We start from the raw sequence: 12,757 nt of genomic DNA on the forward strand, positions 1-12,757 counted from the left end.
AACTTCCGCGGAGTGTGTTGGTTAAGAACAGAACTTACTCTTCATCCTCACGAAGCTCTTCAGCCTTCCACTTGAGCCGGCGCAGGATCTGCGTCCGATTCTGGTGGGCGTTCTCATAGGCAACACACTCTTGGAGGGTTTCCATATCCGGGATTGTCGCGATACCGGCCTTGATCAATCGGTAATTCGGTGCTTCAAGACGCTTCTCAGGTGGGAATTCGTCGTCACTTCCGTCACTAATCGTGGACTGTTCCATCTCGATAGCCCTCCACCCTTCCAGGGCGAGAAAAACAGAACAGACGACTACATCACCGACGCGGCGTCAGGCCATCGCCTCTTGGAACCGCTCCCGGAGCGCGTCCTCCCGCTCTTCGAACTGGTCGACCTTCTCCTGCAGATTGTCGCTGACGCGCTCGATGTTTGAGAGCCCCCGTTCTCGCCCGCTGGTGATGCTTGTAACCTATCGGCGCCTTCTGCCTCCGGATGTTACTATAGAATCTGGGACAATAGACTCGATCGGATGTTCTTGCCTTTCGGAAAACGAACTTAGGTCGGATTTGGAATTTGACTCTTCGAGAGCTTTTCGATTACATCCCGTCCAGACAGTAGCTGTACCTCTACACCTTTTGTTTCCATAGCAGCCCGCCTTGCGTCCTGCGTAAATCCAGACGATGTTGCGACCACGCAGACATCTGCGCCTTCTTGTACTGTCGCACCGATTGCGTTTCGGACCTCTGGACCAGACACGTTCCCGGCCCCGTTAGGATCGTAGCGTTTGGCCTGAATAGCGATTGTTCGCTGGCCGTTGCGTGCAATAGCGTCAATTCCTCTATCTCCCGATTGCTGTGTGACCTGGACGTCGTATCCATTCTTTTGATAAAGCTGTCCCAGAACCTCTTCAAACTGCGTTGGCGTTAATGAAAGCAGATCCGATGGCTGCCACGTCGAGTCAAGCTGGGCCATTACTTCATCCCTGATTGATTTGATGCGAGTGTAGTCGTTAGTGGCGCGGGCTTGGTCAACCTGATTCTGGACATCAGTCGGGTCGATAGAACTGTGAGACAAGTCCGTAGTTGCGAACATCTGTGCCACTTCCTGCTCGGCGACCCATGCCTCTGTCTTCACCATCGCCTTCTCGATGGCATCTAGTTCGCCCTCCCGAACCGCATTACAGGCGTCCTCGATCGTTGTATCCTGTGCTTGGCCAGCTGATAAGGGATGAGACGACCCACTGTTGCTTCGTAGTGGTTCGGTCTTAGCTGCGAAATCTTCAACCGCCTTTGCTTGCTCGCAGAATTGATCGAGAGTTCCTTCAGTCAAGATGGTATCAAGACGTTCCCAGATCGCTGTTGGCTCAACCACTTGGCTATCGACACGAACAGCCAGCTTACTTTTCGCCGAGTCTGCCGGACTACTACTGGGCTGACTCCACTGTTCGACGGTTGCTCGGGCGTCCTCGAATCGATTTATCTCTGCAGCAGCCTGTTCAAGCTGGTCATCTTCCGAGGACGGAAAGTCAGCAAGGGTTTGGTCAAGCAGCTTGGCCCCATCGTAGCTTTGGCCACGAATTCTAACTTCAAAGCCAATATCAATCCCCGTAAGCACGTCATTTAGATCGCTCGCGGTTGCGGGATCGTTGTCACTCCACGTCTGGGCTGCGAGTGACCGAACCTTTGTCCTTGCAACCGGTAACTCCTCGAAAGGAAGTCTTGAGAGCGTCTGGTCCAGTACTGCGAACTGTTCCAGCCTCTGACTCCAATCCTGAAGATTCTCACGCGGAGCTGCTTGAATAGCCTGTTCAACTGGTGATCCCGCGCTGGCTGTAGTCTCTGTGTCGAACTTGTCGTCGAGTCTCTGTGCTTTGGAAAGGAGATCCTGGCGCCATTGTCGATCAGCGTAGCGTTGCACCGGTTCGGCGAGACGGTTACGAACCGACTGGTTGAACGTCGGTAGTGTTGCACCTAGGAGAACTATTGCAGCGAGCAGTCCCCATGCCCGTGGCCGTTCCCAGAACGGTCGATATACTGTGTAGGTTCGAAGTATCTCAAAACGATTGGTTCCAGCGTTTGACGCCGCGTAATAGTATAATGTCGCCTCCGTAGGTCCGACCCCTTTCGGTGCGATTGACGCTGGCAAGTGTAGTACTCGTTCGAACGTCGCGTATTCGCCCTGCTCGTATGTGGAAGTGTTCGCAAAGAGGACTGTCCCCTCTCTGGCCGCCCGTTCGGGTCGCCATGATGTCGGTGCGGCGATAACGGCGACTTCAAGCGGTGCTCTTGGCGGGCTCTCTGTGTTGGCATATGGATTCCCCCACCCGGTCTGCATCCGTATCCGGACACTTCCGTTTGTAGCGACGCCAGTTGTCGGAGTCGTGATTTGGATATCGAAAGTCCCGTACTCGGTTTCTCCTCCTGTAGTCGTATATTCAAGCGGTACTGACGTTGAGCGCGTTACAGGATCAACTTGGTCAAACGTCCCCGTAACGGGGACTGAATAGACGAGCAGACATAGTCCGAGGACGACGAGGATAGCCCGTGTCGCTTTGAAAGGAAAACCGGGTAGGTATTCGGAACGGTCCGTGGGGATATCCATATCTGATTATTATCTGATTACCAGAGCAGTCTGGTAATTCTGGCGGTAATAACTGTGCTTGGGTCACGAATCACTCCTCCCGGTCGTTGTATCGCTCCAGTTCGCGCCCGATTTTCTCGAGCGCCTCGACACCTCGTTCGAGGAGCTGGTGGGTGGCTCGCGCCAGCCGAAGTGTCTCCATCAGTGCTCCCCCTCCCGGGGCTCGATGAGGCCGTTGCTTTCTTCGGCGAGTTCCCGGATTACCCGTTCCACGTCAGCCTCTTCGGCAACCGTCCGATGTGCGAGCGGGGCAGGATATGCACGGTCGCCCTGGCTGCAGAGAACCACCAGCCACTCGTCGCTTCCATCCCCGAGTACGATGTAGTGGTCGCGATCAGCGCGCTGGAAGACCCGCCGGTCCGGGCGAGAGACGGGTCGCCAGTTCTCGGGGAGCGTCGGTGACGGCCGTCCACCGTCGGGGAGCGCGACGACGTCGTCGGTAAGGGTCGCCATCGCGGCGTCGATCTTCTCGCCGGTGAGGTGCCAGCACGCCGCTGAACCGTCGCACTCCAGCTGCGAGACCACCTGATTCCGGAACGCGATGTAGTGCTCACGGGCGAACTGCTCATCGTCGTAGTAGTCGAGCAGGAGTGCGCACGCGAGCTGGGCGGGCCCGCTACCACTATACCCGATCTCGAAACCACTCGGACTGTGATTGACAATATCGAGACTTCGGTCGGGAGTGAGCTCCTCATCGTCAGGAAGGCGGGTAACAACGAGGTCTCCTTGCCGACGCCGGCCGACGTATGCAGTCGTCATTTGAATCGCCCCCGTTCGTCCCGGTCGCGATCAGAGACGTCCCTCTCGTGGTCGGTTGGTTTAATCTCGGACCCGAAGCCGTGTCGTTCGGCGTGTTTGGAGCGACTGAGTAGCTCGAGGTTCTCTGGCCTGTTGTCCCACCGGACGCCATTTTTATGATGAACGTGCTTGTTCGCGACAGTGTCGAATCCGCGTTCTGCCACCATTACGAGTCGGTGAATCCCGACGGAGTCCGTCGTCCCTCGATAGTTCGACGCGCAGATGACGTAGCCACGGTCGGTGAAGACTGCGGGATGCCGTCGACGGTTCGGGGCTGCCTCCCGTGCGTCCCGACGAGGGATGTCGAATCGCTGCATCCACTTCGAGACCGTCTGCTGTGTACAGCCCAGTTTGTCCGCAATCTTGACCGTGCTCAACTCCTGTTCCCAGTAGAGTTCGTAGAGGAGCGATTCGTCTCGCCAGGGGTACTCTGAATCGGTCATAGTTCGGTAAGGGGAGTGAACTCCCCCGCACCCCTCTCGGGGGCAATAAACACTACCGACCGGAACCGTACTTGAATTTCAGACGCGGTTCGTCACCACTGAATTGCTCCGTAGGCAGCGGGTGTTACGGCGGGAGGTGGCGATCGTAGATATTCCGTCGATGCCCAACCGCCTCGACGATGAGGACATCCTCGTCTCGGTCCCATGTGATGATCGCTCGGTAGTCGCCGGCGCGGAGCTTATAGTACGGGTAGCCGGTGAGCTTTTCGAGGCGGTGGGACGTCCAGTCTTTCGCCTCGTCGAGTTTCTTCACCAACCGCTCTTGCGCTTCAGATTCGAGTCCCTCCAGTAAATCGAGTGCTTTCGGTGTCCACTCAACCTCAGTCATCGATGCCCAGCCGGTCCTTCACGTCCTCCTGCGACACCGTTTCGCCCTGCTCCCGCTGCTCGCGACTCTCAGCCAGATGCTCCAGTGCTTCCTCGGACAGCTGCGTTGGCGGGTTGACAGCGTCTCGAAGCGCGTCGCGGATGAACTCGGATTTGTTCGCGTAGCCACGCTCCTCCCAGACGTCGTCGACCTGTGCCAGCAGCGACTGTGGCACTCGGACGTTGATCTTCTCCATTTCACCGTCACCGCCGGCGTCGCTATCAGTGCTCATATGCTGTGATACGCTTGTATCACGTAAGTACCTTCGGTTGGTTATTCGGACTGTGGTTGACGAGGTCCAGACTGCGCTCGAGGGAGAGTCGCCGATGCTCCGAGAGGTTCAGGACGACGGCTTGGCCGTCGACACGGAAGCCGACGTATTCGACTGTGTCTCGGTGAGACTGACCGGACGATGCTTCTGGAACCGAGTCCGAACTTGCTACAGGTACATTCCCGTTCATTCGTTGCTCGCGGGCGGTTCGGTGACCCCCGCACCCCTCTCAGGGGTTCAACAAACAGGACGGCGTAGCGTTCGGCAACGTATTTGGCAGTTGCAACGTACTGTCCACATAATTGAGGATGGCTGTACTGGACGATCTCTCGGGGTTCGAGTTCGAGGACGTGATGGAGGACGTGTTCCGGAACCTCGGCTACGAGAACGTCCGCCAGGCCGACCGCACGGCTGACGAGGGTCGCGACGTCATCATGGAGGAGGTCGTCGACGGCACCCGGCGCGCGATCATCGTCGAGTGCAAGCACACGGGGACGGTCGGGCGGCCGGTCGTCCAGAAGCTCCACTCGGCGATCGCGACGTTCGACTTCGACGGCCCGAAACGCGGAATGGTCGTCACGACCGGCCGGTTCACGAATCCCGCTCAGGAGTACGCCGACCGCCTCCAGCAGAACGACGACCCACATCCAATCGAGTTGCTCGACGGCGAAGACCTCCGAGAGATCGCCGACGAGATCGGCCTCGACCTCTACAACGGGCGCATCGAGATTCTCTGCGACGAGACGCTCCGCCCGCACGACCCGGCTGCCGACGTCGACGCGCCCGTCATCGAGGCGTTCCGCGACATTGAGAACATCGAGGCCGCCGACCTCCCAGAACCCCACTCGTCGGTGACGTTCCGCCCGGTGGTCGCTGTCACCGCGGACACGAACGCCGTCTTCGAGACGTCGGTGGGCGTCATCCACCGGATCAACGACCGGACCCGATTCGTTGCCCACGCCGAACGCGGGCAGCCGAAGATCGTCAACGAAGACGCCGCAACGCTGGTCACCGAGAACCTTCACGCGACGGTCGACCTCGATACCGAGCAGTTCGCGGAGGTGTTCGATGACGTCGAGGAGCGCCGGTTCGGGCAGACCCAAACCGAGTACAAGGAGTGGGCCGTCGAGCGGCTCCAGCAGCATCACACGACGACGGTCACCTACACCGGCGACAACAACGTCACGTACAACAAGACCTGTGAGCCGAACCGCTCGGACATCTCCGTTCAGTCGATCGAACCGGTGTATCTCCCCGAGGTTCGCCAGACGACCGAACTCCAGGCGTACACCTACCCCTACGAGTATTACGCGGCAGGCCCGTCACGAGTAACCGCCGAGGATGGCATCCATCAGTGCGTCCACTGTGACACGAGCGGCGTCGACGAGACGTACACCTACTGTCCGAACTGCGGGGCAATCGCCTGCTCCAGCCACATCAAAACGGAGCGGCTGGAAGGCGAGCCGGTCTGTACGGTGTGTGCGGTGACGGAACGGTTCGCGCTGAAGACGAGGTACTTCTACGACGAGGAGAACCTCGAAGCGTTCCGCGAGGAGTACGCCGACATGCCGCTTCACGAGAAGGCGATGGAGAACAAGATACTGGCCGGGGGGAGCGTGGTTGCGACGCTGCTGCTCGTGGTCGGACTGCTCGTCTTCGGAGGCATCATCTGAGCGGGTTCGATGTGGCTCACTGTCTTGGTCCACTCGTTCGACGAATCGTAGAAGTACTTCGTGTTGACATCATCGAACATTGCCGGCGCACACGCGCCGTCACCCTTTACGGCGCAAAACAACATCACAAAACCGATTCTGCGGTCGGCTTACTATGGTGATGCAACTTAGGTTATATATGTCTGATAGAACAGGGCTGCTAAATCAGGAAGCTAGGTCTTGGACTTCATTAATGGAAAACTGTATTGAGCCAGTCAACCCTACCGGGCCTATACACCGCCTGTCAGAACGCTATAGAAAATATCCTCATCATTCTCGATCCATTGATACAATTCTAAGTCAGTAAGGAAACGTACTCCCTGTTTTTCCAAGTACGACGGCGTAAAGTTAGACACAACGAGCAACTCAAATTCGCCCTCGATCCATTCTTCGGGAACCTGAATCTGCCTCCGGTCGGACTCATCACGGGTTACTTGGTGGGAAATTTTAGCACTGGCATCTAAATTTCGCCATGCTTCAACCTTCTCTGGAAATGGCTTCCCCCCACGATTAGTTCCTTGCTTGAAGATTTTCTCGTTGAACGCCTGATTTACGTTCTCAATCCCTTCCTGCGTTTGCATATTGAGTTTCGGAAGCATGAACTTCGATTCGACGAAATATACTGTCCCATCTTTCCTGAAGACTGTATCAATCTCTTTCCCGCTCTGTTTCGATGTTTTACAGCTGTGATATGCGGCACAGGTCGTTTCAGCCAGGAATTCGTATACGTACCTCTCGAAACTCTCACCACGTCTTTCAGTCAACGCAGCAAGAGCTCTCGTGCTCGTTTCTAAATCTCCGTTCTCGAGGAAGGGGAACAATTGCATTTTGACCAGTTGAGAGAACTGATCAGGGTAGATAATGCGCTTATGAGGGACTTTCCGGGTCCTACGACCACCCCTGACCTCCATCGCTTTTGTCCCGGATATCTTAAAAAACAGCGGGTGAGCATCTGTGTTTTCCGGGCTGAGCGTGATTGAGGGTTTAACATCTTCCCACGAATCCCCGAACACTCCTTTACCTATATCATCAAACTTGTGTTCGGGAATACTAATTGCCCGGAAATCACCCGGATCAGCTTCTGCAATTGTCGATTGGACGGCCTCTGTCATTTTATCGAGGAGTTCTTCCAAGTCGAATATCGTTACCGAATCGGGGAAGTCGGTAGTGAACGCGTCACTCACAGTCTCGTCAAGTGCTGAGGTGAATCCGAGACTTACCTGAAGACCATACCAGTGATCTACCCAGTCTCGGACGCTATCTATCTCGTCTTTGTCTGGTCGATCGAATGACCGGAAAACCACCTCCTTCAACATGAAATCCTCTCGGATTTCCTCTCTTGCTCCGATATTGGCTCTCAGACACCGTTCCGAACAAAGCCAGTATTCGGAATGAGGGAACTGAAAATCTGCAAAAAAATCTTTCCACGATCCGTGAATGGGCGTCAACTCGATTGGAATACTAAACTCCTCTTGGACCTGGTTTAGGACTGTGATTAGCCCGGTTGCGTCGTTGAGAAATGCTTCGACCCTCTCGTGGAGCTCTTCCTGTACGTGAGCGTTTTGTGGATCAAAGTGGTCATTAAATCGGTCTGTATTCTCATATACTGCTTTTATAACCGGGAGTGAGTGAAAGAACTTTGTCACAGACAGTCGGTTGTCGGCAATCATACCGGCGGCTCCCTTATTAAGTTCAAATGTGAGTGTTCCAATCACTCGGAACGTGCCGTATTCCTCCAAGAGCAGGAGTAATTCATCGTGGTTGAGGTACTGTTGTTGAATCTCAGCGGCTTGCTGTTTGATCCAGTCTAAGTCAGCGACAGGGAGTTGGAGGCATTTCGGGCAGTAGAGGATGTCTTTTTCCTCGTGGTAGACAAGTGTTTGTTCACAGTAGGGGCAGGGCATTGGTTTGAATTCTATATAAGGTTGAATGCTTATGATATTAATCGACTGAGATGGCTACTTAATCTACAGATGGACAAATAGAGCATTTAGCATAACGTGGAAGAGACGCGTCCTGTATTCATCCGGGTTGCTGAGAATCGCCACCTCCTGTGGATTCCATCAAGGCCGCTAAGCGAGATGAGACACCTCGTCTGGCTCCTCGACATCATCAAACCCGCCACAATCGACAGGCTCCCAATCCTCACCTGGCTCCGGACTCCACCAGTCGACCTTGTAGGCGCCCGGTGCGCCGAGGATCTTCACGCGCGCCGACCCATCAGGTAGGTCGCGGCGCAGTTTCTCGTCGACGTGGAGGTTCCAGGTCGTGGCTGTATCGAAGCAGGCGAGTACGGCTTCCTCGTAGCCGCGTGTCTCTCGGGATTCCTGGAGTTCGACCTGGGTGTTGCAGTTCTTGCAGAACACCCCCTCGAAGGGGATGTGCGTGAAGACCTCCTGCCCGCAGACGGGACACCAGAGGAACTCGAACAGTGCCTCACTGTGTCGATCTAGTACTTCGAGGCTCATTGGTTGACTCACCCGGTCGTCCCGGGCCACCACCTCGTACCCGGCCGAAAAACAGCGCCCAGCGCTCACTCCCTCACCGCTCAGCGCCGTAGACGATGCGTGAGGGGGCTTCGTACCCACAGTCGGGGCAGTCGTAACATCGCTGGACTTTCGCCCCGTCTGCTGACTTCTCGCCGACGCGAACGTCGTCGTTCGGACACTCCGGGCAGCTGAGGTCCGGAGCCGGCCGCTCCCGAAGCTCGTCACGGAACGACGTCGCGTCCTTCGTCTCATACCCTCGCGACCACACCGGGTAGCCGTCGACAAGGATGGCTCCGCGCCACTTGTACCGGTAGGAGTCTGGCGCTCTGTGCATGACAGCCCGAGCGCCGGTCTCGGTGTTCCGATACGCGAGTGTCGGCGAGCGGCTCTCGCGTCGCCAGTTGGTGATGGGAGGCATTATTCAGAAGTGGACGTCAGCGGGTACGATCCAGAGCTCTTCACTCTCCTCGAGGAGTCGATCCAGCTGTCCACGGTGGCGAATGCCGGTTCCGTGTTCGGTGTACAGGAAGATCGTCGGGCCATCGTACGCACCGACCTGATGGAAGGCGTGCCGAGCGAGATCTTCGTCGCGCATGATCTCCTCGTCTGAGAGCTCTTCGATGGCCTCTTTCACCCGGTCGAGATTGCGCTCGAACTCTTCCTTCGTCGCCTCCCAGCCACGCTCGAGGAGGTCTTCGCCGTCATCGGAGTCGACGGGGGCTGCCGTCGGCAACTCCCCCCATCGTGCCTTCCCCGCAACGGACGTGTCCTCCCCGTCGAAGGTCACATAGTAATCGAAGACGGCGCTGGCGTGTGGGTCCGCGCCGACCAGGCGGTCGAACACCGAATTTCCGGTGGCCAGTGCGTCGTCGTGGGTCGATTCTTCTACCAGAGCGTAAATTACCATGTGCATCTCGAACACCTCGAAACGCCGACGCACCGGGAGTGATTGCTCGCTCGCTCCAGCTGCGCCGGCACCCATCGCCGGCGCTCGAAAAACCTGATCTAGCGGTCGATTTTTAGGACTCGTTCGCTCGGTCGACTGTGATGGTTAGATCGCCCGACGCGTAGTCGGCCTCGAAGTCGACCGCGAACGCGTCCGCCTCGTAGGCGGCGTGGTAGGCGCGGTGGCGTTCGAGCGAGCCTGTCGCCTTGAAGTGGAAGAACGCAGCCGACGTGTAGGGCTTACTCTGCGTCTCGATTTGCGTTTCGACTGACGCCGGAAGTGCGATCTGTGGCGTGTCGGTGTCAACACTCGCAGCGAACTCCTTTGCCTCCTTGACGGTCGCCTGCGAATGGGCGGGCGTCTCACCGGTTACCACGTTCATCGGCGTCTCCGTGTCGTCGGTGAACAGGACATCGTGGAAGGTGCGCGTCCCGAGGACTGCGTCAGGACCTAACTCGCAATCGTGGAATGGATCGTCGTCTGGATTCTCGGGCATCAAATCACGAGCCCACGGTGGGGCTCAGTCCTTTCTGCCCCAGACAAACCACAACTTGTCTCGATGTAGCGGAGGTAAGTCCCGAAAAAAGAGCGTCCTGCCCGCACTTCCCGCCGCAGAATCAGGCGTCGATGATTCGATCGGGCTCAATCCGGGACAACCGCATCGCGTTCCCGGTGACGCCGAGGCTCATCCCCATATCTCCGACAACGACTGCCAGCGCAACGCTGACCAGGCCCAGCGGCACGCCTAGCGCGAGTAGGAGCTTCACGCCGAGGCTGGCCCAGATGTTTTGCCGGATCACACCGTTGGCCGTATGCGACAGATCGTACAGGTACGGGAGTTTCCCGATGTCGTCGCCCATCAACGCAATATCAGCCGTTTCGAGGGCGGTGTCGGTGCCCGCCGCGCCCATCGCGATGCCGACCTCCGCAGTGGCGAGCGCGGGGGCGTCATTGATGCCGTCGCCGACCATCGCAACCTCCCCGTACTCCGCCTGTAACTCTTCGACTGCGTCGACCTTCTCGTCGGGCAGGAGTTCGGCGCGATACTCATCGACACCGACCTGCTCGGCGATGGCGCGGGCGGTGCCCTCGTTGTCGCCGGTCAGCATCACCACGCGCTCGACGCCCAGCTCGTGCAGGCGTTCGACAGCCCGCTTCGAGGCCGGGCGAACCTCGTCGGCGATGGCGATCGCACCCAGCAGTTCCGACTCCGTCCCGACGATGACGACCGTCTTGCCCTCCCGCTCCAGCGCGGAGAGTGCATTCTCGGCAAACGCCCCGTCGTCGGACTCTGACGACTCTTCCGCTACGACGCCGCCGTCCGTCTCGCGGCGTGCTCGAGCGAGGTCGAAGCCCAGCTCCTCGAAGAGCGCGGGCTTGCCCGCATAGTACGTCTTGCCGTCGATCTCGCCCCGGATGCCCTTCCCCGTGAGGCTCTCGAAACTCGTCGCATCGGGCAGATTACCCACGCCCGTCTCCTCAGCACGGGCGAGAATGGCCGCAGCGATGGGGTGCTCACTGCGACGCTCCAGTCCGGCGGCGCGACGGAGCAGATCGTCCTCCGTGGTGTCACCGACCGGGACGACATCGGTGACGGCGAGTTCGCCCTTCGTGAGCGTCCCCGTCTTGTCGAGCGCGACGGCATCGACTTCGCCCATCGCCTCGAGGTAGTTGCCGCCCTTGATCAGGACGCCGTTCTTCGCGGCGCTCGTAATTCCCGACACCACCGAGACGGGCGTCGAGATGACGAACGCACAGGGACAGGCGATCACCAGCAGGGTGAGCCCCCGGATGAACCACGTCTGCCAGTCGCTCGCGAAGGTGAACCCGTACCCGGCCAGGTCGACCGAGATGGGGTCGGCGATGACCAGCGGCGGGATTGCGGCGGTCAGGATTGCCAGCACGACGACGAGGGGTGTGTAGTAGCCGGAGAAGCGGTCGACGAACTGCTCAGACTCGGTCTTCTTCGCCTGTGCGCCCTGGACCATCTCGATGATGCGCGAGAGCGTCGAATCGCCAGCGGTTGAGGTGACCTCTACCTCGAGGTACCCCTCTTCGTTGATCGCGCCGGCGTAGACCTCATCGCCCGTCTGCTTGTCGACGGGGACGCTCTCGCCCGTGATCGGCGACTGGTCGACTGCACTCCCGCCTTCGATAACCGTTCCGTCGAGCGGAATCTTGTCGCCGGGGCGGACGACGACGGTCTCGCCAACGTCGACCTCCTCGGCGGGAACGGTCACTTCCTCACCGTCGCGAAGGACGGTCGCCTCGTCGGGCGAGAGTTCCATCAGCTCGCGCAGGGAGTCCCGTGCCCTGTCCATCGCGTAGTCCTCGAGCAGCTCGGCGATGCTGAACAGGACGGCCAGCGTCGCCGCCTCGACGAAGTAGCCGATACCGGTCGCCGCGATGATCGCCGTCCCCATCAGCAGGTCGATGTCGAGGCTTCGGTTCTTCGCGGAGTAGTACCCGCTACGGACGACCGGGATGCCACTGGCCGCGACGGCGCCGAGGAACAGGACATCTGCGATGTGGAGCGGGTACTCGAGGACGCTCGCCACCGTGGCGTTCTGTCCGGTGAGGAGGAACTCAAAGATGAGACCGAGCGTGACGAACGCCGCGCCGAGCCACGTCTTCTTCGCGCGAGGACTCGTCCAGACCTCCGATGGTGGCGCGATGTCGACGCCATCGGTCGCTTGGTTGTCCTCATCATCGCCCTCGGTGTCCGAGCCCCCGACGACCTCGTAGCCCGCGCCTTCAATTGCCTTGACCACGTCTGCTTCGCTAGTTCGATCAGGGTCGTACGTGACGTTGGCCGTGCCGGTGGTCGGCTGGAGCGTGACGTCAGTAATGCCGTCGACACGCTGGAGGCTCTTGTTCACCTTTTGGGCGCAAGAGGGACAGTCCATCTCGGGAACGGCGAGGCGGGCGGTCAGCTCACGTCGCTGTCCGCCGCCGCTCGTTCCTCCTGCTGCGTCCGGATTCTCTGTCATCACGTCACGGTAGGAGCGGGAGTTCGATATGTCTTTGTTGGAATATTCCA

13 protein-coding genes and 1 pseudogene are annotated in these 12,757 nt (G+C 58.5%); 1 reads left to right on the forward strand and 13 read right to left on the reverse strand.

The genetic code is table 11. The features are described from left to right. Positions 1 to 34 precede the first annotated feature (34 nt). The 7 genes and pseudogenes from AVZ66_RS13550 to AVZ66_RS17160 all read right to left on the reverse strand — a co-directional run. Positions 35 to 256, reverse strand: coding sequence for a hypothetical protein (locus tag AVZ66_RS13550; RefSeq protein WP_058984724.1), 222 nt, complete (start codon positions 254 to 256; stop codon positions 35 to 37). Positions 257 to 546: 290 nt separating this feature from the next. Then, a complete protein-coding gene (locus tag AVZ66_RS15765) occupies positions 547 to 1,908 on the reverse strand; it encodes a restriction endonuclease (RefSeq protein ID WP_197407798.1) in 1,362 nt (453 codons plus the stop codon). Positions 1,909 to 2,772: 864 nt separating this feature from the next. Next, complete coding sequence (locus tag AVZ66_RS13555; protein ID WP_058984725.1) at positions 2,773 to 3,390, reverse strand: DUF6166 domain-containing protein; 618 nt, start codon at positions 3,388 to 3,390, stop codon at positions 2,773 to 2,775. Continuing rightward, positions 3,387 to 3,872, reverse strand: coding sequence for an HNH endonuclease signature motif containing protein (locus tag AVZ66_RS15770; protein WP_082678880.1), 486 nt, complete (start codon positions 3,870 to 3,872; stop codon positions 3,387 to 3,389). Before AVZ66_RS15770 ends, AVZ66_RS13555 begins: the two co-directional genes overlap by 4 nt. A 124-nt stretch (positions 3,873 to 3,996) precedes the next feature. Continuing rightward, a complete protein-coding gene (locus AVZ66_RS13565) occupies positions 3,997 to 4,260 on the reverse strand; it encodes a type II toxin-antitoxin system RelE/ParE family toxin (protein ID WP_058984726.1) in 264 nt (87 codons plus the stop codon). Further along, complete coding sequence (locus AVZ66_RS13570) at positions 4,253 to 4,531, reverse strand: ribbon-helix-helix domain-containing protein (protein WP_058984727.1); 279 nt, start codon at positions 4,529 to 4,531, stop codon at positions 4,253 to 4,255. Before AVZ66_RS13570 ends, AVZ66_RS13565 begins: the two co-directional genes overlap by 8 nt. A gap of 43 nt (positions 4,532 to 4,574) precedes the next feature. Beyond that, positions 4,575 to 4,760, reverse strand: a pseudogene (locus tag AVZ66_RS17160) (hypothetical protein); the annotation flags it as partial. Between the two features lie 118 nt (positions 4,761 to 4,878). On the opposite strand from AVZ66_RS17160, the gene AVZ66_RS13575 reads away from it, so the two are divergent. After that, positions 4,879 to 6,243, forward strand: coding sequence for a restriction endonuclease (locus AVZ66_RS13575; RefSeq protein ID WP_058984728.1), 1,365 nt, complete (start codon positions 4,879 to 4,881; stop codon positions 6,241 to 6,243). A gap of 269 nt (positions 6,244 to 6,512) precedes the next feature. Here AVZ66_RS13575 and AVZ66_RS13580 read toward each other — a convergent pair whose 3' ends face one another. From AVZ66_RS13580 to AVZ66_RS13605, 6 genes are all read right to left on the reverse strand, one after another. Continuing rightward, positions 6,513 to 8,186 carry a hypothetical protein gene (locus AVZ66_RS13580; RefSeq protein ID WP_058984729.1) on the reverse strand — a complete coding sequence of 558 codons (1,674 nt, stop codon included), beginning with the start codon at positions 8,184 to 8,186 and terminating at the stop codon, positions 6,513 to 6,515. A gap of 168 nt (positions 8,187 to 8,354) precedes the next feature. After that, the gene (locus AVZ66_RS13585) at positions 8,355 to 8,750 is read right to left on the reverse strand and encodes a hypothetical protein (RefSeq protein ID WP_058984946.1); all 396 of its coding nucleotides are present in this window, start codon (positions 8,748 to 8,750) and stop codon (positions 8,355 to 8,357) included. 73 nt (positions 8,751 to 8,823) lie between these two features. After that, the gene (locus AVZ66_RS13590) at positions 8,824 to 9,189 is read right to left on the reverse strand and encodes a hypothetical protein (protein ID WP_058984730.1); all 366 of its coding nucleotides are present in this window, start codon (positions 9,187 to 9,189) and stop codon (positions 8,824 to 8,826) included. A gap of 3 nt (positions 9,190 to 9,192) precedes the next feature. Continuing rightward, positions 9,193 to 9,684 carry a hypothetical protein gene (locus AVZ66_RS13595; protein ID WP_058984947.1) on the reverse strand — a complete coding sequence of 164 codons (492 nt, stop codon included), beginning with the start codon at positions 9,682 to 9,684 and terminating at the stop codon, positions 9,193 to 9,195. Positions 9,685 to 9,790: 106 nt separating this feature from the next. Further along, positions 9,791 to 10,213 carry a hypothetical protein gene (locus AVZ66_RS13600; protein WP_020221063.1) on the reverse strand — a complete coding sequence of 141 codons (423 nt, stop codon included), beginning with the start codon at positions 10,211 to 10,213 and terminating at the stop codon, positions 9,791 to 9,793. A 121-nt stretch (positions 10,214 to 10,334) separates the two neighbouring features. Next, a complete protein-coding gene (locus AVZ66_RS13605; protein WP_197407799.1) occupies positions 10,335 to 12,707 on the reverse strand; it encodes a cation-translocating P-type ATPase in 2,373 nt (790 codons plus the stop codon). Positions 12,708 to 12,757 lie beyond the last annotated feature (50 nt).

The sequence above is a fragment of the Halobacterium sp. CBA1132 genome (genome assembly GCF_001485535.1).
Taxonomy (GTDB): Archaea; Halobacteriota; Halobacteria; order Halobacteriales; family Halobacteriaceae; genus Halobacterium.

Excerpts from the sequence above, each read along its gene's own strand:
- AVZ66_RS13590 (WP_058984730.1), bottom strand. The coding sequence starts at position 9,189 with ATGCCTCCCATCACCAACTGGCGACGCGAGAGCCGCTCGCCGACACTC.
- AVZ66_RS13555 (WP_058984725.1), bottom strand. The coding sequence starts at position 3,390 with ATGACGACTGCATACGTCGGCCGGCGTCGGCAAGGAGACCTCGTTGTT.
- AVZ66_RS13550 (WP_058984724.1), bottom strand. The coding sequence starts at position 256 with ATGGAACAGTCCACGATTAGTGACGGAAGTGACGACGAATTCCCACCT.
- AVZ66_RS13595 (WP_058984947.1), bottom strand. The coding sequence starts at position 9,684 with ATGCACATGGTAATTTACGCTCTGGTAGAAGAATCGACCCACGACGAC.
- AVZ66_RS13585 (WP_058984946.1), bottom strand. The coding sequence starts at position 8,750 with ATGAGCCTCGAAGTACTAGATCGACACAGTGAGGCACTGTTCGAGTTC.
- AVZ66_RS13605 (WP_197407799.1), bottom strand. The coding sequence starts at position 12,707 with ATGACAGAGAATCCGGACGCAGCAGGAGGAACGAGCGGCGGCGGACAG.
- AVZ66_RS13565 (WP_058984726.1), bottom strand. The coding sequence starts at position 4,260 with ATGACTGAGGTTGAGTGGACACCGAAAGCACTCGATTTACTGGAGGGA.
- AVZ66_RS13600 (WP_020221063.1), bottom strand. The coding sequence starts at position 10,213 with ATGCCCGAGAATCCAGACGACGATCCATTCCACGATTGCGAGTTAGGT.
- AVZ66_RS13570 (WP_058984727.1), bottom strand. The coding sequence starts at position 4,531 with ATGAGCACTGATAGCGACGCCGGCGGTGACGGTGAAATGGAGAAGATC.
- AVZ66_RS15770 (WP_082678880.1), bottom strand. The coding sequence starts at position 3,872 with ATGACCGATTCAGAGTACCCCTGGCGAGACGAATCGCTCCTCTACGAA.
- AVZ66_RS13575 (WP_058984728.1), top strand. The coding sequence starts at position 4,879 with ATGGCTGTACTGGACGATCTCTCGGGGTTCGAGTTCGAGGACGTGATG.
- AVZ66_RS13580 (WP_058984729.1), bottom strand. The coding sequence starts at position 8,186 with ATGCCCTGCCCCTACTGTGAACAAACACTTGTCTACCACGAGGAAAAA.